Source organism: Streptomyces sp. TN58, from assembly GCF_001941845.1.
GTDB lineage: Bacteria > Actinomycetota > Actinomycetes > Streptomycetales > Streptomycetaceae > Streptomyces.
Genome location: NZ_CP018870.1, coordinates 5,687,945 through 5,708,599, shown reverse-complemented (window position 1 = coordinate 5,708,599; position 20,655 = coordinate 5,687,945). Strand labels below are relative to the sequence as shown.

Here is a 20,655-nt window from a genome sequence, read left to right as displayed (position 1 = left end):
GGTCAGCTAGAAGTCGTGGTGGTGATCGTCACGATGGCCAGGTCGTCCTCGGCCTCGCCCCGGGAGCCGGAGAAGGCCCAGTGGGCGGGGCGCGCGTCGGCGGGGAGTTTGTAGACGAAGAAGGCGTCGCGCTTGAACCCGGGCTGCACCTCTTCGCCGCATGCCTTGGCGTTGGAATTCTCCTTGACCAGATACGCGTCCTCGATGAGGTCGAACGTCCGGCCCTCGGCATCGACGAGTCCGATCGAGATCCCACCACCGCAGACGGGGTCGAAGGGGCTATCGCCGTCGTTGTAAACGGTGGTCTCCACCATGACGTATTTCGCGCCCGCACCGGCCTTGCGCGTCTTGGTCGTGTCAAAGTCGTCGATGGTCACCGTCGCGGACTCGCGGACCTTCTTGACGACCACGGTCGCGCCGCCGCTCCTGGCCTTCTCCCCCATGGCGTAGCTCTTGGCGGTGGGAGACGGGCTGGCCAGTTCTTCCGGGCCCTGCACGGCATCGTCGGGGTACGTGCGCGTGTCCTGCCATATCGACGGGCTGGACGCCGGCGCGGACGTCACGTCCGGGACGCCGTCGTCGCCCACGATGGCGAGGGTGACACCGGAGGACACTCCGGCGACCACCACCGTCCAGGCGGCAAGCAGCACGGCGGCGCGCCGGGACAGCTTGCGCCCGGCGGGCGCGGGTGCCGGAAGGGGCGCGGTGGGGAAAGTCGGCTCGTCGGTGGGCTTCGGCGGGATCATGACAGCAGACTCCTGAGGTGCGGACCCGTCCGGGGCGGGCGGGGCTGTTTCGGAACTCATCGCAATCGAAGGTGCAGGTGGGGCCGTGAATCCGCCGGTCGCTGCTGGAGACCGGCCCACCGTCAGGCTCATGGGACTCAGACGAGGTGGCCGCTCACCAGGCCAGAACGGCTCACGTGAAGCCCGTCGAGGCCCGGCGAGCCCGCTTGCCGCTCGCTCAGCCTTCCGCGGCGTTCTCCGCCTCGTCCCCGCGCCGGCGGCGCGCTCGTTCGGAGATACCGCTGGAGAGCTTGTCCTTCATCGAACTGGCCCGGTCGAGGGTTTCGTTGCCGAGGTTCTTGGCGGCACCGACGCCCTTCGCTCCTGTCTCAAGCGCCTTGTCCCTCACCTCCGCCGCCGCGACCGCCCATCGCCTCGTCTCCGACGACTGGCGACCGGACTCGATCCCGAGCCGCCCGTGGAAGTCGTGGACGCCGGCCACGACCTGGTTGCTCGACTGGACCACGGCCGGGGACTTGGTCGGGTGCAGCAGCACCTTCGCGTTGGCCGCGTCGGCGGCCGCGTTCATCCGCGCCACCAGCCGCTCGGTGCTCCGCGAGATGAGCTCCAGCCGATTCCGCCGGGCGATCCGGATCCCGTCGCGATGCCGGTCCAGCTCCTCCGGAGCCGCGTCCAGTACCCGATCGAGTTCGAGCACGGCGATCGCGTCCTGGAGCTGGAAGCAACGAGCCAGAACGGCGAGCCACTGCCGAGCCTTGGCCTCGGCTTCCTCGGCCGCCGCGGCAAGGTCACCAATCTTGGCCTTCTGCTCCATCTTCTCCGCGAGCGCGTCGAGCCGGCGGAGCGCGTACACCTGGGTCGTCGCGATCGTCTCCGGCGTGGCCTGCACCTTCGACCAGGTGATATCGGAGACCCTGCCCACCTCGTCCCGGATGGTCATGGCCTCCTCGATCACGAAGTCCGCCCCGACCATCTTCGCCAACTCGGCGTCCTCCTGGGCGTGGAGCACGTCTGTGACCTTCTCGTCGATCGCGGCGAGATAGTCGGTGATCTCGTCCATCGCCTGCTGCAGCGCGAGCTGTGCCATGAGCGTCGCGACGTTGGCCATCTGCGCCGGGTTGCCTCGGAGGGGCCCCTGCCCCTTCGCGAACTCGACGAATCCCTTGATCTGGCCCTTGTCGCCCTTCAGCACGCCGGTACTGAAACCCGTCTTGGCGCTCTCCCTCAGCCCGTACTTGTCCATGCGCCGCGCGGACTCCTTGGTCAGCTTCACCCAGCGGCCCGAGTTGGCGGCGATGTCGGAACCCGCCTGTGCGAATCCAGCGGCGTTGCCGAGGGCGGACCGGAACGGGCGCGGTCGTAGGGCCTGCGACGGCAGCCCTTCCGACATGAGGAAGCGTTCGACTGTCGCTTGATCCCCGATGACCGCCAGGCCGTCGCCGTCCCTGATCAGCTGGATCTCGTCATCCATGGTCACTCCTTTCGAGTCGCGGCCCGGACCGTGGTGCTCTCCTCCGGTCCGGGCCGCGTAGGCAGTGGTGCGCGTCAGGCTGCCGGGTGGCGGGGGCCGTGGCCCGGGGGCGGCGTGAGGGTGGAGGTGTAGTTCTCGCCGTCCACGAGGGGCGTGGTCAGGCTGACGCCGGCCGCCGCCATGCGGTCGTACTCGGCGAGGATGAGGTCCTTGGTGCGGTAGGTGCCGTACTTGGCCTCGTCCTTGCGCTTGACGATGGGAAAGGTGTCGAGGATGTAGTCGACGTCGTCTCGGGTGATCCCGTAGAGGTGGAAGAACAGGGCGTCGAGTTCGGCACGGATGACGGTACGGCGGTCTTCGTCCCAGATGAAGGGGGCGCCGATGTCGCCGAGGTCACGGGCAAGGTGAGCCATATCCCACGAAGTGAAGCTGAGTTCCTTGGCCCTGATGCCGACCCATTGGTAGTGCGACAGCAGCGCGCCCGGGGCTAGTACGGGAAGCTGCTGCCAGATGAAGAAGTTCATGGTGATTCCGCCGACCTTCTGTCGGCTGGCGAAGTCGTGGGCGAGCGAACCCTGACAGGCAATCAACGCGACCAGAGCAGCCGGAGGTTGGTCCGCCAGCATGAGGGGAATCTTGTTACCCACCGCCGACTTGGGGAAGGAGAACGAAATCGCGGTGCGCTCGTCGGTGGCACGGCAGATGTCGCGCCAGCCGAGGAGCCACTTCCGCTTCCAGCGCTTCGAGGCCAGCTTCTCGTCTACCTCGCGTTCAGCGACCCAGTAGCGAGGCAGAACCACCGCGCCCGGGTCACACTTCTCCTCCAGGGGCAAGTCACGGGTAGAGCCGTCCTCGTCGTAGGTAGCCCAGCGGTGGTCGTAGTGGTGGAGCATCTTCGCCTCGTACAGGGGCAGCATTCGGGCCTCGCCCTTGGCGAAGGCGTTCCCCTCCAGGTGCCACCCCTCGGCCTCCAGGTCCTCGCGGGTGTTGAAGAGGTGCGAGTCGCTGGTCATGTTGAACAAGCCCTGCATGAACGAGACACCCCAGGGGTTGCCCTTGGGATCACCATCCTTGATCAGGACCGGGACACGGCGGTAAATGCCCAGGGTGATCTCGGCGTCGCGGCGGGAGCGGAACACCGGGCAGGTGCCCGTGTTCGGGTTGAGAAGGATGATCTCCTCCGGAGTGAGCGTGAACGCCTTGTCCGCCTCGTCCAGCTCCGCCGGGTCGTGGAGGAAGAAGGCGAACCGAGCGGCAGGCTCGCGCAGTGCCCGGCCCGTCAGGGACAGGATGCTGAACTTCATACGGGAGTCCACGTCCGGGAACAGGCCGGCCCTGTTCTCGAAGTCGTACAGCGCCGCGATCGAGCCCTGCTGCACCAGGTCCTTGAAGAAGTACTGCGTCGTTGCATCCGTCGCAATGCCCGTCGGAACGATCACGCCCATTCGGCCGCGCGGCGCTGTCAACTTGCGCCCTTGCTCGGTGAAGACAGGGTCCGTCTTGATACGGCCGCGCCCACACAGCGGAAATACTCCCGAACCGCTGGCAAAGTGGCGCGTTCCGTCAACCTCGCGTTTGGCTGCCTCGTATTCCTCGTGCAGAGCAGGGTCCCCCGCAGGAAGCCCTGCAATCAGCTTCTTCCGCTTCGCCCCCGCAGCCTCGGCAATGTGCGCCGCGCGTGCAGAGAAGAACTCCTGCTCCTTGAGCTCAAGATGCTCCCACGGCGGGTTCCCCAGCACACAGTCGAACCCGCCGGCCCATCCCGTCGCCTCATCGATCCCCACTCCCGACTCCGGGACCGAGAACACCTCTGGGAACTCCAGGTGCCAGTGGAAGAACCGGTACTGCGTCCGCAGGCGGACGATCTCGTCGTGAGTCGACTGCGGGGCCGCGTCCGAGGTCGGATCCTGGAGGTTACGGAAGACCTCCTCCGTGACCGCCATCGGAGCGTCGGCCCTCTTGCGCCACGTGAAAGCGGCGCACCAGGCGTCGGCCACGTGCAGGGCGCGGACGTACTCCGTCGACTCCGCCCAGTCCTGGTAGGCGGCCTCCTGCCGGCGCACCTGGGCCAGGGTGTCCGAGGCGGCACCGGTGATGCGGCGCAGGCCCGTCGCGAAGACCGTGTTGGCAATCTTCGTCTCGCCGCCGAGGTCGAAGAGGCCCCGCTGGCCACCCCGCTCCGCCTTGTTCTGCTTCTCCAGGGTCTTGGCGTACTTCTTGTCGTCGCCCTCGATCGGCTTGAACGCCTCGTCCGGAATCCCGCCCCGCAGCAGCTTCGGCGTCGCCCCGATGAGCGCGTTGCCGTGCTTCACGTGGGCGTCCAGGAAACCCAGCGGCTTGCCCGGTTCCAGGGCCTCCAGCCACAGCGACACCTTGGCCAGCTCGACGGCCATCGGGTTGAGGTCCACGCCGTACACGCAGCGCGCCACGACCTCGTGCAGAGCGTGGCGGACGGCCTCAAGCGTGGGCTCCGGGTTACGTTCCCGTACCGCCGCCACCCGCTTCGCGATCCGCCGCGACGCCGCCACCAGGAAGTGGCCCGAGCCGCAGGCCGGGTCGCAGACCGTGAGGGAAAGGAGTTCGCGGACGATCGTGTCCGACGGGTCCGGGTCGCCCGCCGCGCTCGCCGTCTGCTCGCCGCGCTTGACCGCGTCGTCCAGGACCGGGTCCAGTGCGGAGTCGAGCAGGCACTCGATGAGCGAGGACGGGGTGTAGTACGAGCCCGTCGTCTTCCTCGTGTTGCCGGCCAGCTCCACCAGTTCGAAGGTGCGGTCGGCCGCGCTGTGCTGCGGGACCAGTTCGAGCAGGGACTCGTAGATCGAGCCCAGTTCCTCAGCGTCCAGGTGGCGGTAGTCGACGGTGCGCCAGCGCCGCGAACCCGCGTCCCGGACCTGGGAGAGGTGGCGTACGGCCGTGAGGAGGTACTCGTTCGAGAGGGACAGGCCCTTCAGGGGGGCGTCCGTCTCCGTCTCGTCGAAGATGCCGCCGAGGCCCGGCAGGCCCAGTTCCGGGCGGCCGTTCTCGTCGCCGAGGGCGTCCAGGACGATCCGGAGGGCCTGGTAGAGGTCGCCGTGGGCTGTGCCCCGGCGGCGGCGGGCGTGGGCGCGCAGGCGAGCCGAGGAGAAGTACGACGCATAACGCTCCCGCGCCTGCTCCGTCGCCTCCTTGCCGTGCAGGACATCGCGGTCCTCCGCCACGAAGACGAACAGCAGGCGGTAGACGAGCCTCAGCAGCGCCCCGTGGAGGGCCTTGACGTCCGTGTCCTCGCGCAGGGTCGTGTTCGCCGGGTGGCGCAGGAAGCCCGTGCCCAGGGTGGTGATGGCCTCCTGGACGCCCTTGCGGAGCTGCTCCAGGGCCCGTGTACCCGAGGCGATCGCCTCCGTACGCCACTTCTCCAGCCAGCAGGCGGACGGGGCCGCGCCCTCCGCCACCGCGAAGCGGGAGACGTGCAGCAGGCGGTACAGGAGCACGAACTCACTGAAGAGTTCGCCGTCGAAGATGGCTTCGAGGTCGAACTCGACGTACGAGGCGGTGGCGAGCGCACTGGAGTCGCGCAGGATCCGGAGTCGGCGGCCGTTGGTGAGGACGCCCCACAGGTGGGCCTCGGTGCGGTTCAGGCACTCCTGGACGAGGGACTGGGGCGGGACCGTGCCCGCGCCGCCGGTGCGCTTGTCCAGGTCGGCGTTCCAAGCCGTCATGTGGAGGAGGGCGTGGTTCCAGCGGTGGCTGATGGGGAAGACGCGGTCGGGGTCGCTGTCCGCCGGGATGCCGGTGGCGCCGATCGGGGTCAGGCGGCCGAAGCCCAGCTCGGCGAAGAGCGGTTCCAGCCACTGGGAGACGGCCAGGCCGGTCGGGTCGGCCGGGGTCTCGGCGTCCGGGGCGACCGGCAGCTTCTCGCGCAGTTCGCGCCAGACGGACTTCAGGTAGTCCCAGTGGCGTTCGGCCTCGTCGCGTACGGAACGGGCGCCGATGACCTGGTAGTCGGCGGGGGCGGAGCCCTTGACGTCCTTGCCGTCGGCGATGCGGATCAGCATGTCGGCGGGGAGCAGGCCGCCGACGGTGTGAACGGCGGAGAAGACCTGGTTGCGGGTGGTGGCGGACATCAGACGGCGGCCTCTCCGGACGCGGCGGGCAGGTAGACGTAGACGCCGAGGACGTCGGCCGGCTTCTGGGCGGTGACCCGCAGGCCGCGGACGATCTCGTCGGAGGCGCGGCGGACCCGCCGGTGGGACTCGTGGAGTTCGGCGGAGAGGGTGTCGCCGTACTGCTCCAAGTGGTCGGTGACAGCCGAGAGCTGGCCGAGGACCCGGGTCATCATGTGCTCACCGTGGTCGGGGTCGACGCTGTCGGCGGCCTGGGCGGTGAGGAGGGCATGGGCCCGGTCCTCGGGCAGCCACACGGCGTTCTTCGGGGAGCCCTGGAAGGCTAGGAGGCGGGCGTCCTCGGCGACGAGCTGCTTCTCCCCCTGCCGGGAGGGCAGCGTGAGGTGGAAGCGGTAGCGGACGAGGAGCAGGGTCGTGCGGGTGTCGACGGCGCGGGTGGCGACGACACCGCAGCGGCGGGCGGGGCGGCGGCCGTCGGCCTGGCTGTCGAGGGCGGAGTTCAGGACGTGGGTGGCGATGGCACCGACGACGGGGTCGGTGCGGACGAGGGCGGCCTCGCCCCGGGCCACGGCCGAGGTCGTACGGAACGGGATGGGGCGGGCGCCTTCGACGGCGGCGGAGCCGACGACGGGGGCGAGGGCGTCGCGCAGGCCGGCGGAGGTGCCGCTGACCTCGGCGGTGAAGTCGCCGGAGCCGTCGCCCGCCTCCACCAGGTGGGCTTCCAGGGCCGCGAGGGAGGTCCGTACGAAGTCGTTCACCTCGTCGGCGCGGCCGAGGGTGTCGCGGATGGCGAGGACCTCGCGGGCGACCTCCTCCGGGTGGATGGAGCGCTGGGCGAACCGGGAGCGGGAGCGGGTCTCGCGTTCGGCCGCCGACTTCCAGTCGGCCTCCAGGTCGGCGAAGCTCTGCTGGAAGGAGTCTGCCTCGAAGAGGGTTCCCTGCTCCCCCTCCCGGCCGCGCAGCAGCAGCCACTCCACGATGGCGTCGGTGACGCCGGAGGAGGTCTCGTCGGGGACGGAGACGGAGATGCCGAGGTCCTTCTTGATCTGGCGGTGCTTCTTGATGAGGACGTCGAGGACCTTGCCGTCGATGCCGTTGTCGCTGCCGTACAGGGTGATGACCCGGACCTCGTCGCGCTGCTGCCCGTAGCGGTCGACGCGGCCCTCACGCTGGTCGTGGCGGGTGGGATTCCAGGCGAGGTCGTAGTGGACGACGGCGTCGAAGTGGTGCTGGAGGTTGACGCCCTCGGAGAGGCAGTCGGTGGCGACGAGGACGCGGCGGGCGGCGGGGTCCTGCCCGGCCTCCTCCGCCAGCTCCTCGATCCGCTCGATGCGCTGCTGGGGCGAGAGGGTGCCGGTGACGGCGCGAACGACGGTCTTCTTGCCGAGCTTGCCGCCCAGGTGCTCGGCGACGTACTCGGCGGTGGGGATGTAGCGGCAGAAGACGATCGGGTGGTAGCCGTCGGCGAGCAGCGCCTTGAGGTGCTTGACCAGGGCCTTCAGCTTCAGGTCGCCTTCCGGGCCCTCCAGGGCGGCGGCCCGGTCGGCGAGTTCGGCGAGGCGGGCGCCCGCGTCGTCGGTCTCGGCACCGGGGGCCACGTCCATGCCCTCCAGGCTGTCGCTGTCGGCCGCGTCACGGGTGAGGGGCGCGCCGAAGCGGTCGGCTTCCTCGGCGCTGGCGGCGGCCGCGGCGGCGGAGCGCGTACGGAGGGTCTGGGCGGCGGCGCGCGGGGAGGAGACGAGGGAGCGGAGCAGGGCGATCGCGGACCACCAGGCGATACGGGCCTCGCGCTTGCCCTGGCTGCCGGCGGCCTCGACGCGCTCGCTCGCATAGGCGATGGCGTCGTCGAGGAGGGCGCGGTAGGCCGGTGACAGCTTGTAGGTCTCGTCCTTGAAGAAGCGGTCGGACGGGAACGCGGTCCGCTCGGCCAGGCTGTCGTCGCCGAGGCCGTCCTCGGTCGTCAGGTACTGGCGTACGTCGGCGCGCTTGCGCTGCACGAAGTGCTGGGCGAGGAGCCGTCGGCCCCGGTCGGAGTCCAGGTCCGTGCCTGCCAGTTCGGGCCTGACCAGGCCGAGAAGGTTGCGGAAGGCGGACTCCTTGCCGCTGTGCGGGGTGGCGGTCACGAGGAGCAGGTGACGCTCGGCGTCCTCGGCTACGCGGCGCAGCAGCTCGTAGCGGAGCTGGTTCTGCGTGGAGGTGGTGTCGTCGGCGACGACGCAGGTGTGGGCCTCGTCGACGATCACCAGGTCGGGGCAGTGCTTGACGAAGTCGTCGCGGTGGCGGGTGGACTTGATGAAGTCGGTGGAGACGATGACGTGGGGGTACTTGTCGAAGAGCGACTGCCCCAGGTCCAGGCCGCGCTCCAGGCGGGAGACGGTGGAGGCGAGGACGAGTTCGGCGTCGAGGCCGAACTTGGTGCGCAGCTCCTCCTGCCACTGCTCGGCGAGGGCCGGTGAGCAGAGGACGGCAAGGCCGCGTGCCTCGCCCTGGGCGAGGAGTTCGCTCGCGATGAGGCCGGCCTCGACGGTCTTGCCGATACCGACGTCGTCGGAGATGAGGAGCCGTACGGTGCTCTGCCGCAGCGCCATGAGGAGCGGGACGAGCTGGTAGGCGCGGGGTTCGACGGCGATGCCGGCGAGGGAGCGGAAGGGGCCGGCTCCGGAGCGGAAGCCGATGCGGAGGGCGGAGCGCAGCAGCCCGGCGGCGCGGTGGTCGCCGAGGTCGGCGGCGGACGGCGGGGCGAACTCGGCGCCTCTGACGTCCTCGAAGGCGGGGAAGACGGCGGCGATGTCGTCGTCGGAACCGCCGAGCGGGCGCAGGACGAGCATGTCGGGGGCGCTCTCGGGGAGCACGACCCATTCGCGGCCTCGGGCGGTGACCAGGGAACCGGCGGAGTAGGTGAGCGTCATCGGGTGAGTCCTCGGGGTCCTCGGGTGGTCGGTCGGTTCCGTGGTCAGGAGGCGGCGGGGCCGCCGAAGTAGCGGGCGTGGCGGGCGACGACGGCGTCCCAGTCGGCGGGGTCGGCCGGGAAGCGGACGACGCCCCAGCCGGCGTCGTAGAGGCGCTCCTCGGCGTCCTCGTCCCGGGTGGCGTCCTCCTCCCTGTCCGGCCCGTCGACGAAGACGGCGAGGTTGACTCCGGGCAGGTGGTAGACGAAGTCGGGGAGGGCGGTGCCGACGAGAGTCTGGCCCTCGTCGGGCAGGCGCAGGCCGTGGTCCCTGAGCCAGTTGACGAGGGTCTGCTCCAGGGGAGTGTTCGCCATGTCGTCGGTGTCGTCGGCCGGCGTGTCGGCGAGCTTCGGGGCCGTTCGCCCCAGCTCCTCGACGAGCCGCCGGTGCTGCTCCGTCGGGGACTCGCCCCGCCCTTCGGGCTCGGACACGGCGGAGGCGAGGCGGCGCAGCAGGTGGACGACGGTGTGGCGGTCGATGGCCGCGTGGTCGAGCTGGTTGCCGTAGGTGAGCAGGCAGTCGTAGCAGCCTCGGGCGCAGTGCTGCTCGGCCTGGTCCACTCCGTGCTCGTCGAAGTGGCAGATCTCCAGGGCGCGGCGGGCGGCGACGGCGAGCGCTCCGGGCTCGGCCTGGAGGCGGCGCAGGACTCCGGCGCCGCCCTCCGCGGCCTCGGTGAGCAGGAAGCGGTTGCGGGGACCGTCGTCGGGCGGGAGCAGTTCGCTGGTGAGCTCGGAGTCCTCCAGCTCGAACGCCGCCTCGACGCCCCGCTCCAGGGCGTACATGAGAGTGAGGGCGATGGGTTCGGGCAGCGGCTCGTCGAGGGTGACGACGAGGATGTTGCGGCGGTCCTCGACGAAGGGGACGACTCGCTTCCTGCGGCGCTTCTCGTTGCCGTCCGGGTCGATGACCGGCATCTCGCTGGAGTCGCCGGACGCCTCGGCGGCATCGCGTTCGTTCATCCAGTGGCCGCTTGCGGGGTCGAGCCAGTAGCCGTCCTGCTCGTTCTCCTTGGCGCGCAGCCGTCCCTTGTTGGTGATGCGGACGGTGGCCGAGTCGCCGTACGAGATCGTGGCGAGACTGCCCGCCGGGTCCGAGACGTGGGCGTCCTGGCGGCCCTTGCGGATGCCGTGGTCCTGGAAGCGGTACGAGATCTCCAGCCGGAATCCGGCCCTGCGGCGCTCCTCCTCGTCGGAGGAGATCCGCTCCCGGCGCTGGGTGTAGACGGTGTGCAGGTGCAGCAGGTTGTAGGCGGCGGCGCCGAGCGGCTCCTTGCACATGTCGCAGACGTCGGCGCGCTGCTCGGGATCGTGGTGGTAGCCGCAGTGCTTGCAGCGGGTTGCCGCAGTGGTGGCGATGTCGCCGGAGGAGTCCGGGGGCAGCTGGACGCGGGTCACCTGGTAGCGGGCGCCCTCGTGGTAGATCAGCGCGCCGGGGCCGAACTCGCGGATGGCGAGGAAACGGGGGCGCTGGAGGTAGTCGCCGTCGCCGTGGCGACGGCCGGTGGTCGGGATGTAGGCGGCCAGCGGCAGGCGGGGGAAGGAGTAGCCGGGCAGGAAGCCCTCGGAGGCGAGGTAGCGGTAGGGGTTGAAGTCGGAGAGGACGGACCTGCTGTCCGGGGTCTCGTTCTTGAGGAGATTGAGCTGGGTCTCGGCCTCCTTGCGGCGGGCGACGGCGCGCCGCCGGTCGCCTTCCGTGAGGGTGTGGTCGAGGACCCGCTTGTTCTGGACGTACTGGTCGACGAGGGCGGCCCGGAAGAGGTCTCGCCAGCGGTCGAAGGCGCGGTCGAAGCGGTCGGGGGCGGTACGGACACGGTCCTCGATCCAGCGCTCGTCCCACCAAACGGTCATGGCGAAGTCGGCAAGCAACGGGCCGAGGACCCGGTGGGCCGCCGCCACCGTGCGGGCCTGCGCGTCGGCGTCGCGGGAGGCCGCGTACAGGTCGTCGTGGAGGTGGAGCGCCGGGTTCGGGCGGCCCAGGCTCTCGTCGTACGCGATGTCGATGATCTGCGGAATGGCCCGGCCGAGCTTCAGCCCGGCCTCGGCGAGCCAGATGCCCTGGAGGTGGGAGAGGACGAGGTCTTCGTTGGCGAGGTCGAGGCGCGGCGGGGCGACGGCACCCGCCACCATGCGCTCGGAGCGACGGAAGTAGTACTGGTCGTGGCTGTTGCCGGTGGCGCAGTACGTGGTGACGAGGGCGGGCTGGCCGCTCCGGCCGGCGCGTCCGCTGCGCTGTGCGTAGTTGGCCGGGGTGGGCGGCACGTTGCGCATCATGACCGCGTTGAGGGACGAGATGTCGACGCCCAGCTCCATGGTCGGGGAGCAGTAGAGAAGCTTCAGTTCGGCCTTGCTGAAGGCTTCTTCGCGGCGCTCACGCTCGGCGGGGTCGACCTGGGCGGTGTGCTCACGGGCGAACAGGCCGGACAGTTCGGCGGCGGCGTTGCGGTAGAGGTCGCGGAAGAAGGTGTTGACGCGCGGCCCGTCGCCGCTGGCGTAGGTGCGGGTGAGAGGGTCGTGGGCGCCGGACTCGCCGGGGCCGGCCCGCCAGATGAGGGAGGCGGCGGAGATCCGGTAGCCGGTGGCGGCGGGACCGGTCGGCGCGCGGAAGCGGCCGGCGCGCTGGGGGGCGGCACTGACCTCGGTGACCAGGCCGGCCTTCGCGAGCACCTTCAGCAGGTCCACGATGACCTTCTGGAGGTCGGTGTTGTCCAACTTCACGCCGTCGCGCGCGTCGAAGACCGTGGGTGCGGTGCGGCGCAGGTACTTGCCGAACTTGCCGCGGGCCGAGAGGAAGTGCCCGGAACGGTCCATGCCGGGGCTGGAGGGCTGCGGGTAGGCGGTCTTGACCCTGGGCGCGTCGGACCTGCCGAGGACCCACGGGTCGATGAGGCGTTCCTCGCTGGCACGCTGGAGGGCGTCGAAGTCGTCGCGGAAGTACTGGACGTCGATGGCGAGTTCGCGGCGCATGTCGTCCAGGAGCGTCCGCGTGATCTCGGCGCGCAGGGCGGGGTCGGCGCCGCGGAGCGCCGCATGCGTGTCCTGCCAGCGCTCGTCACGCTCGGCGACCCACTGGAGGTCCGCGTAGTCGATCGTCAGCAGACCTGTCCGCTCCAGGTTCGGCATGGTGATGCGCCAGCCGCTCTCCAGGTCGAGGTAGAGACGGAAGGCGATGACGTCACGCAGGGTCTTGGCCGCGTTGCGGGCGAGGGCGGGCGGCAGGTCCGACTGGCCGGTGTACTCGACGGGGTCCAGGGCGAGGGCGTTCGCCACGCGGGTGGCCAGCTCCTCGTGGTGGATGCCTTCTTCCCCGGCGTCCAGGGCGGCCCGGTAGAGCGCGCCGCGCAGCTGGGTGATCTGGACGAAGTCGTTGAAGTGGCCGGCCTGGAGGGAGGCGTCCTGGCGGTTGTCGACGAAGGTGAGGAGCTTGCGCGCCTCCTTGTCGAGGGCTTCCTCGGGCACGGCCTTGAGGGAGCGGACGACGGCCGCCGACACCAGGGAGGTGGCGGAGGACCGGCCTTCCTGGTCGAGGGTCGCGAGCTTCGCGAAGTCCTTGCCACGCGGCTGCTCGTAGGACACCGAGCACTGGATGCAGAAGCGGAACGGGGCCGGGATGAAGGCGGCGTCCAGGTCGCCCCGTCCTTCGTACCCATAGGGGTCGACGGTCACGGCGCGGGGCGCGCGCTCGCGGTACGACTTCCTGACGACTTCCTGACCACGGTCGTCGAGCTCCAGCCACGACTCCGGCAGCTTGCGCTCGGCGACGGCCTCGTCGAGCGAGCGGGGCCACGGGCGGCCGACGTAGAGGTAGCCGTCGCCGGCCCTGCCGCCCGTGGCGGAGGTGTCGCGGCGGGACTCGTAGCGGACCTCTCCGTCCTTCTCGGTGCGCCACACCGTCAGGTACTCCTGGCCGCACTCCCGGCAGAAGGCGAGCGGGATGAGGAGCTTGCCGTCGGTGCCGGGCTGCACCTGCTGGTAGTCACGGGTGAGGTGGCGGCTTTCCGGGTCCTCCAGGGTGACGTAGACGGTGTCGCCCTTGGAGAGGAACTGGTGGAGGCGGAAGGCGAAGAGGGGGCGTTCCGTGACGGGGTGACGGGCCTGCGAGCCGGCCTCCAGGGTGGCGCGCAGAGCCGCGGCGCAGTCCTCGACGGACACGCCGCTCTCCCGGGCGAGGTCCTCGGCCGCGTCCTCGATCTTGGCGGGCTTCTGGCGGACGAGGCGGTCGGTGAGGGTGTCGGTGGCCAGGCCGAAGCGGGTCTCGATCCAGCGGGCGAGCGGGTCGCGGACCAGGTCCGCGTACGCACGGGGCGCGTCGGTGGTGCGCAGCCGCTCGGCAGGGACGGTGTCGGGGGCCGGGTCGGTGGCGCGGACCAGGGTCTCGCCGATGACGTGCTCGGTGCGGATCCTCGTGCCGAAGAGCTTGGAGGCGACGCCCGCGACCACGCTCTTCTGCTCGTCGATCGTGCCCTCGGTGGACATGGTGGCGGAGGTTCCGACGCACTGGAGACGGTCGGCCTGGCACGCCTCGCGGACACGTCGGATGAGCAGGGCGACATCGGCGCCCTGGCGGCCTCGGTAGGTGTGGAGTTCGTCGAAGACGAGGAATTCGAGGCCCTTGGCCATCCGGACGAGGCTGTCGCGGTCGTCGGGGCGGGTGAGCATCAGCTCCAGCATCACGTAGTTGGTGAGCAGGATGTCCGGCGGGTTGTCACGGATCTCCCTGCGGGCGGCGTCGTCCTCCTGGCCGGTGTAGCGGGCGAAGGTGACGGGCTCGCGTCCTGCGCCGTAGCCGTCCCTCAGGTACTTCTCCAGCTCCTTGAGCTGGCTGTTGGCCAGGGCGTTCATGGGGTAGACGATGATCGCACGGACTCTCTTGGCCGTCCCTCTCGGCTCCGTCTCCCGGTCCCTGAGGACCTTGTCGACGATGGGCACGATGTAGGAGAGGGACTTGCCCGAGCCGGTGCCGGTGGTGAGGACGTAGGACGCCCCGGACCGGGCGGCGTCGACGGCTTCGCGCTGGTGTTGGTGAAGGGTGAGGGGGCGGCCGTCGCAGACGGTGCCGCCCCTGGTCTTCTTCGCCTGGAAGATCCGCGCGCACTCGGGGTGGAGGACGCCCTGGGAAGCGAGCTCGGCAACGGTGCCGGCGGAGTCGAAGAAGGGGTTGAGGGAGATCCACGGGTTGGGCCACTGGGACTTGGCGTCGAGGTCGCGCCGGACGAAGTCGGCGACGCGTTCGTCACGGATGATCGTGCCGCCCTGGGTGAAGGCGCGGTACTCGTCGATCAGGTCCCGGTGGACGCCGAAGACGTCCATACCGGACGTGTGTGGGCGGGTCTGGGCGGGCGGCTGGTCGGCCGGAGCCTGCCGCGCCGTGGGCGTGGAGAGCGCGGCCCGGTCCTGGAGGAGGCGGCCCACCGGGTCGAACTCGCGCCAGGCGGGCAGTGGTTCGGCGGGCGCGACGAAGGGCAGCAGGGCGTCCCGTACGGCGGCGGCGCTCTCGGGGCGGTCCGCCGGGTCCTTGGCGAGGAGGCGGTCGACGAGGCGGGCGAGCGCCTCGGGGACGTCGTGCCGGACCAGCCTGACCGGGTTCGGTGCCTGACGGACGTGCTTCTCGCCGAGTTCGTACGCGGAGGTGCCGACAAACGGCGGTACGCCGAGGAGCATCTCGTACAGGACGCAGCCGAGAGCGTAGAGGTCCGCCGCCGGGGTTACGGCTCCGCCCTGGAACTGCTCGGGTGCCATGTAGCGGGCGGTGCCGACGGTGACGCCCGTGCTGGTGAGCTTGGTACCGTCCGGGTCGTCGACGATCCGGCCCATGCCGAAGTCGAGGACCTTCACGAGGCCACCGCGGGTGAGCATGACATTGCGGGGCTTGAGGTCGCGGTGCACGACGCCCTCGACGTGGGCGGCCTTGAGCCCCTCCGCCATCTGCGCCGCGATGGCCGCCGCCCAGGAGATCGGCAGCTGCGGCTCGTCGGCGACCAGGTCGGCCAGAGGATGGCCGTCGAGGAATTCCATCGCGAGGTAGGGCAGGCCGCCGTTCGTGTCGTCCACACCGCCGGCGATCGTACGCGGGAGGTTGGGGTGCCGGGCGAAGGTCTGCATGATCCGGACCTCGCGGGCGAACCGTTCCACGGTCTTGGCGTCGCCGTGCGTGTCGATCTGCAGGCCGGACCGACGCCGGAGGATCAGCTTGACCGCCACGACGCGATCGGCGTCGCCTGGAGCGGCCTCCAGATCCTCGGCTCTGTGGACCTCGCCCATGTTGCCCGAGTCCACAGCCCCCAGGAGCCGGAACCGCCCCGCGATCATCTCCGTCGCCACAGCCCATTCCCTTGCGTTTTCGCGTGGCCCTGCGAGCACACGACTCCCCACGGGAGAACGCCCCGTCTCGCGACGCGGGCAGACCCCCAGCCCCGCGAGCAGCGTACACGAGAGTTCAATCGTAAACAACAGCGAAGTTCGTTGACGATGTCAACATGACATGCTTGGCGAGTCATAGCCCACAGTCGCCCATCAGTCGCATCAGATTCCGCTTGCGCTTCTGGGCGGCGCGCAGGTCGGCGATGTAGGTGGTGAAGTCGTCCGGCGTGCCGAGGCGGTGGTGGCAGTCGCGGACACTCAGGAGCAGGCTGACGAGTTGTTCGTAGGCGCGGTTGCCGGTCTCGCGTGCGAGGCTGGCGGCCAGGCGGAGGTATACGGGAAGGGCATCCGCGGGGCGGGTCGGGCGGGACTGGTCGGCGAGGGTGAGCCATTGGCCGTCGTGGGCGCCGTGCTCGTGGGCTGCCTGCCAGGCGGCGTCGAGGTCCTTGTCGTCCAGCAGGATGTCGACGAGGACCCGGCCACCGTACGCGCCAGCCTGTTCGACATCGGCGCGGAGAAGCTCCAGCGCCTTCTCCCGCTCGGTCAGCCAGCAGTCGGCGGCCACGGCTGCGACACGTAGCTGCTGATAGGTGAGCAGGGTGCGGCGGGCGGCGAAGTGGTCACGGCGCAGGGTGACGGCGTCGGCAAGCCGGTCGGTGCGGGTGTAGCGGTCGGCGAGGTGGTCGACCAGGGCGGTGTCGACGTCGGCAAGGTCCTCGGCCTCCCGGATGCCGCGCTCGGCCCATTCCAGAGCTTCGGCGGTACGGCCGGCGGTGTCGAGTTCGCGGGCGACGAGCAGGTGGGTGTGGCCGTCCGGGGCGAGGTCGGCGGCGTGCACGGCGATCACCGTATCGATGTCCCGACCGGACTTCGCGAGGCGCTGCATCAGGTGCTTCTCGGCCCAGCCGGTGCGGTTCGCCTGCCATGCCTCGGCCGCACACCGGCGCAGGGCGGCCGTCCCCCGCTCCCCGAGCACGTCCCCGTAATCGAGAGGGTCGATGTCCGTCAGGTCGGCCGCTTCGCCGAGGGCATGGGTCACCAGCCAGTGCGCGAGTTGCTCCGGATCCGGGCGGGCCGCGCGGCAGGCCTCGTGGTGGGCGTCGGCGAGATCGGCGCCGACCTGGCCGAGCCGGCCGTCGGAGTCGTCGACGCTTTCGACCACGGAGGCCAGCCGGCCGATCGCCTCCCGAGCCAGGGCCGTCGCGTCGGTCACCTGGCCGGAGGCCGTCAGCGACCGGATCGCGGTGACCGCCTGCCCGGCTTGGTCGGCGTAGGCACGGGCATCGGCGTACTCGACGTAGCCGTACTGCGCGAAAGGGCCGATGTCGAGCAACTCGCGGATACGGGAACGGATCCCGGCCACGTCGCCATGGGCACTCGCCGCCCGCAGCTCCAGACGCCTCCGCAGGCTCCGGTCCTCGGCCGCCTCCTCCCGCACGAGAGCGAGCAGATCGTCCCGTGACAGGCCGGTCAGCCAGGCTTCGAGGCCTCGGGTCCGGTCCCGGGCTGCCTTCCTCAGGCGAGGCAGGTCGGCCTTCTGGGCGATCACCGCCAGACCGAGCGCGACCAGATGCTTACAGAAGTTGCCCTCCTGGCCGTACGGACAGTCGCATGTGCCTGCGAGCTTCCTGCCGCCGAGGAGCAGTTCCACCTCGTACCGCTCCGTGCCTTGCACCGACGCCCGGATCCAGCGGTCACCGAACTCGACCCCGGACACCTCGTCCACATAACCGAGTCCACGTTCGAACGATCGACCCCCGGCCAGTGCCCTCAGCTTCGCTTCCGTAAGACCGCCCACGACTCTCCGTGCTCCGCTCCGGCCCAGGCCCCCTCCGACGACCCTCATGTTAGAGGCCGTCAGGCCGAACGACTCCAGAGATCAGAACGGCGCCACCCCCACGAGTCGATGCTTCCGGTTGTTCGAGCCGCCCTCCCGGCCCTACCGGCTCAGCCCTCCGGCCGCACCTCTGCGATCCCATGCCTCCACTTGTACTGTCGTCCCCCGCCCTCCCTCTTCGGAAAGGTGCCGTATGACCAAGCCCACCGCCGTGGACCTGACGAAGGCTTCGCCCACGGTCTCCCTGGACAAGCACGGCATGACCTCAGGACTGATCAAGGTCAACCTCAACTGGACCTCGCCACAGGCCGCCGCCCAGCGGGCGGCCGGCGAGGCGCGTGGTCTGTTCGGCCGGATCCGGGCCTCGCTGCGCGCGGCCTCGGCCAGGACGGTGGACCTCGACCTCGGCTGCATGATCCGCTGCACCGACGGTTCCAAGACCGTGGTGCAGGCGCTGGGGAACGCCTTCGGCGCGGTGGACCGCTTCCCCTACGTCGCCCTCGACTCGGACGACCGGACCGGGGCCCGGGAGACGGGAGAGAACCTCGTCATCAACCTGGACCACCAGGCCGAGTTCCAGAAGCTCCTGCTCTTCGTCTACATATACGAGGGGTCCGGCGACTTCCGCGGCCTCGACGCGGTGGTGACGCTGACCTCCGACCGCGGTGACCGGTTCCGAGTGGTTCTGGACGAGTGCCCGCCGATGGCGCACGCGTGTGCCATCGCCCTCATCAAACGACAGGAGGGCGAACTCGTCATCGAACGCGAGGTGCGCTGGTTCACGCCGGCGGACGGCCCCGGCGTCCAGGACGTGATCTCCCGGACGTACCGGCTCGGCATGAAATGGACACCTGGCCGGAAGTAACCCCGGCCGAGGACAGGCCGCGCACTCCCTCGGGTGCGGCCAGCGCTCGAACGGCGTCCGGCCCGACGGCCGCCCGGCGGGCAGCCGCGTTCCGGGCGTTCGGAAGTGCTTGGTCACCGCGACATTTCGAGCACCCGAGACGGGGCCGTCCATCCTTGCGCGTGGTAGGCCTTCGTGACGGCTGCCACGTCGCGCTGCGGGACCTCGACGCAAGGACAACGCCACAGAATGGCAAACAAACAGAACATTTCATTTTCACGGGACATACGCGGGACCGAGCCCCTAACATGCCGCCATCTAAGCTACTGACCTGGGAAGGCGCCGGAAACGCCGACGGCCTCCGGAGCCGGTGCACTTCAAGTCTGCGGCAGCGCCCTTCTCCTGTCGGCACCTTCTCTCTGCAGCACGCGCACCAGGCGGCCATGGGCCGACTCAACAGAGTGCGGCGTTTCGACGGGCACGGAGGGGCGTCCTGACCGCCCCCTCCCCGGCCGCGACGCTCCACTCCGCCCCACATGGCGGCACATCTGCCTCTGCCATTACAGCCACTCGCGCATGGGACTCCTCTGGGACTTTCCTGGGACTTTCGGCTGCATCAAGGGGTACGAGGGCGAAAGAAGAGAAAGGGTGTTTCCCCAGGCCAGAAGCCCTGCGTCACGAGTCTGCGCAGCTCACAGGGCTGCCAAGTCTTTTCCGGGACATCTGAGCCGCCTTCCGCCGTTTCCATCGCGCCGCCGGGCACGGAACAGCCCACCTGAGGTCCCATCGCTCTTCACGGGGATGGGACCTCAGCGCTTTGGTCCGCACCGGGCGGGGGCTTCGTCCGGTCCGGGCGGTCGCGACGTAAGCAGCGTCACCAGTGCGCCTGGTAGCGGGTGCGGTAGGGCTCGATGACCGTCTCGGGGTCGAACAGCGCCTTTCGTGCCGCGCCCCTGAGCCGGGCCCTGGCGCCGCGCTCCTCCAGGTTTGCCGCCTCGGACAGCGAGCCGGTGAAGGCGCAGCAGTACCGCCAGATGTCGAAGGCGCGGCGGACCTCCTGCGGCCGGGGGCGCCGGCCTTCCCTTTCGGCGGCGCGGAGTTCGGTGGCGGAGTACCGCAGGGTCCGCGTGTCGGCCCGACGCCACGGGCCCGCCTGCTGGATCCGGTGCCAGGGCAGCCGGTCGTGGTCCTCGCGGCGCTGACGCCCGTACGGGGTCTGCCTGTCGGGGGTGTGGTGGGCGGTGCGGGACATGAAAGCCTCCAGCGGCGCCCCAGGTCGCTCCTGGGTGCGCTACCGGAATCCGGACGGGTACACGTCGTGCAGGTCCACGCCGCGAGACTAGACCGCCGCGTTTGCGGACCTCAAAGGGATTCAGGCCGATGTTCCGCCGCTCCCCGAGGAGGGGGCGGCGGGACCTCTGCCGTCTGCCCGCCTGGCCGTCTGCGGCGGACCCCGCCTCGTACATCGTCTCGATTTGCCCATAACCCGTACAAGCTTCAACTTGCCGAGTATGTTGCTCGCCATCCCAAGTGCCCCGCCTTTCCAGGAGACACCGATGGCCATGCGCCCGCCCGGCAGCAACAACACCGTCAAGAGACGCTACGCAGGCGCCATCGCCGCCGTCACCACCGTGCTGATGCTCGCCGCCTGCGACCCGAGCGCCACCGGCGCCGGCGCCGTCACGCCGAGTGCGAGCGCGAGCGCCGCCGTCTCTCCGAGCCCGAGCACCAGCCCCACCCCGAGCGCCGACCCGACCACCGCTGCGCCGACCACCCCGCCCGCGACACAGGCCGCCCCTGCCGCCACCGAGCCCGCCCCCGCGCCTCCCGCCCCCGCGCGCACCCGTACGACAGCGCCGGCTCCCGCGCCCACCAAGGCCGAGGAGGACACCGCCTGCCATCCCCTCTCCAACGCCGGGAACTGCTACAAGGCCGGGCAGATATGCAGGAAGGCCGACATCGGAAGCTCCGGACGCGACGCCAACGGCCGCGCGATCCACTGCCGCAAGGACAACAGCGTCGGCCAGCGCTGGGGCTACTGAAACGTTCCCCCGCGCGGCGAAGGCGCAGGTCGCTGCGGTTAGAGTCGGGGCATGGGGGATTTCGCGAGCCGAGGGCGCACGGTGCTGTGCAAGTGGTGCAACCAGCCGATTCCGCAGGAGCGGCGCTGGTTCCCGCGCCAGTACTGCAACCGCCGGCACAAGTGGAGGCACCGGATCACGGAGACGGTCGGCGCCATCTTCGACAGCGCGTAGCGGGCGCCCTCCGAGAGGTCCCCGGCACCGGTCCGATCCGGTCCGGTCCGATCCCGTCTGATCGGATCGGTTCGCCGCGGTCGGGTGCGGCGGGG

General features: G+C 70.3%; 10 protein-coding genes. 3 read left to right on the top strand and 7 right to left on the bottom strand.

Annotation, left to right across the window (positions count from 1 at the left end):
• Window positions 1–2: 2 nt before the first annotated feature.
• The 6 genes from BSL84_RS25935 to BSL84_RS25910 all read right to left on the bottom strand — a co-directional run bounded on the left by BSL84_RS25935 (window position 3) and on the right by BSL84_RS25910 (window position 17,422).
• On the bottom strand, window positions 3–746 hold the full coding sequence (locus BSL84_RS25935) for a DUF4352 domain-containing protein (RefSeq protein WP_075971223.1): 744 nt from the start codon (window positions 744–746) through the stop codon (window positions 3–5).
• A gap of 217 nt (window positions 747–963) precedes the next feature.
• Window positions 964–2,217, bottom strand: a complete 1,254-nt coding sequence (locus BSL84_RS25930; RefSeq protein WP_075971222.1) for a hypothetical protein — start codon at window positions 2,215–2,217, stop codon at window positions 964–966.
• A 74-nt stretch (window positions 2,218–2,291) separates the two neighbouring features.
• Entirely contained in the window at window positions 2,292–6,320 is a 4,029-nt protein-coding gene (locus BSL84_RS25925) for an Eco57I restriction-modification methylase domain-containing protein (protein ID WP_075971221.1), read from the bottom strand.
• Window positions 6,320–9,229 carry a DEAD/DEAH box helicase gene (locus BSL84_RS25920; RefSeq protein WP_075971220.1) on the bottom strand — a complete coding sequence of 970 codons (2,910 nt, stop codon included), beginning with the start codon at window positions 9,227–9,229 and terminating at the stop codon, window positions 6,320–6,322. The genes BSL84_RS25925 and BSL84_RS25920 overlap by 1 nt, the downstream gene beginning before the upstream one ends.
• A 44-nt stretch (window positions 9,230–9,273) precedes the next feature.
• The gene (locus BSL84_RS25915; protein WP_075972232.1) at window positions 9,274–15,573 is read right to left on the bottom strand and encodes a protein kinase domain-containing protein; all 6,300 of its coding nucleotides are present in this window, start codon (window positions 15,571–15,573) and stop codon (window positions 9,274–9,276) included.
• Window positions 15,574–15,757: 184 nt separating this feature from the next.
• Window positions 15,758–17,422 (bottom strand): SWIM zinc finger family protein, encoded by a 1,665-nt coding sequence (locus tag BSL84_RS25910; RefSeq protein WP_107484843.1) that lies wholly within the window; start codon window positions 17,420–17,422, stop codon window positions 15,758–15,760.
• 232 nt (window positions 17,423–17,654) lie between these two features.
• Here BSL84_RS25910 and BSL84_RS25905 point away from each other — a divergent pair, with 232 nt between their 5' ends.
• Window positions 17,655–18,326 carry a hypothetical protein gene (locus BSL84_RS25905; protein ID WP_075971218.1) on the top strand — a complete coding sequence of 224 codons (672 nt, stop codon included), beginning with the start codon at window positions 17,655–17,657 and terminating at the stop codon, window positions 18,324–18,326.
• An 853-nt stretch (window positions 18,327–19,179) separates the two neighbouring features.
• Here the strand turns inward: BSL84_RS25905 and BSL84_RS25900 are convergent.
• Entirely contained in the window at window positions 19,180–19,557 is a 378-nt protein-coding gene (locus BSL84_RS25900) for a hypothetical protein (protein WP_075971217.1), read from the bottom strand.
• Window positions 19,558–19,861: 304 nt separating this feature from the next.
• On the opposite strand from BSL84_RS25900, the gene BSL84_RS25895 reads away from it, so the two are divergent.
• Together BSL84_RS25895 and BSL84_RS36220 are read left to right on the top strand one after the other, a co-directional pair.
• The gene (locus BSL84_RS25895; protein WP_075971216.1) at window positions 19,862–20,347 is read left to right on the top strand and encodes a hypothetical protein; all 486 of its coding nucleotides are present in this window, start codon (window positions 19,862–19,864) and stop codon (window positions 20,345–20,347) included.
• A 51-nt stretch (window positions 20,348–20,398) separates the two neighbouring features.
• Window positions 20,399–20,560 carry a hypothetical protein gene (locus BSL84_RS36220; RefSeq protein WP_159393554.1) on the top strand — a complete coding sequence of 54 codons (162 nt, stop codon included), beginning with the start codon at window positions 20,399–20,401 and terminating at the stop codon, window positions 20,558–20,560.
• Window positions 20,561–20,655 lie beyond the last annotated feature (95 nt).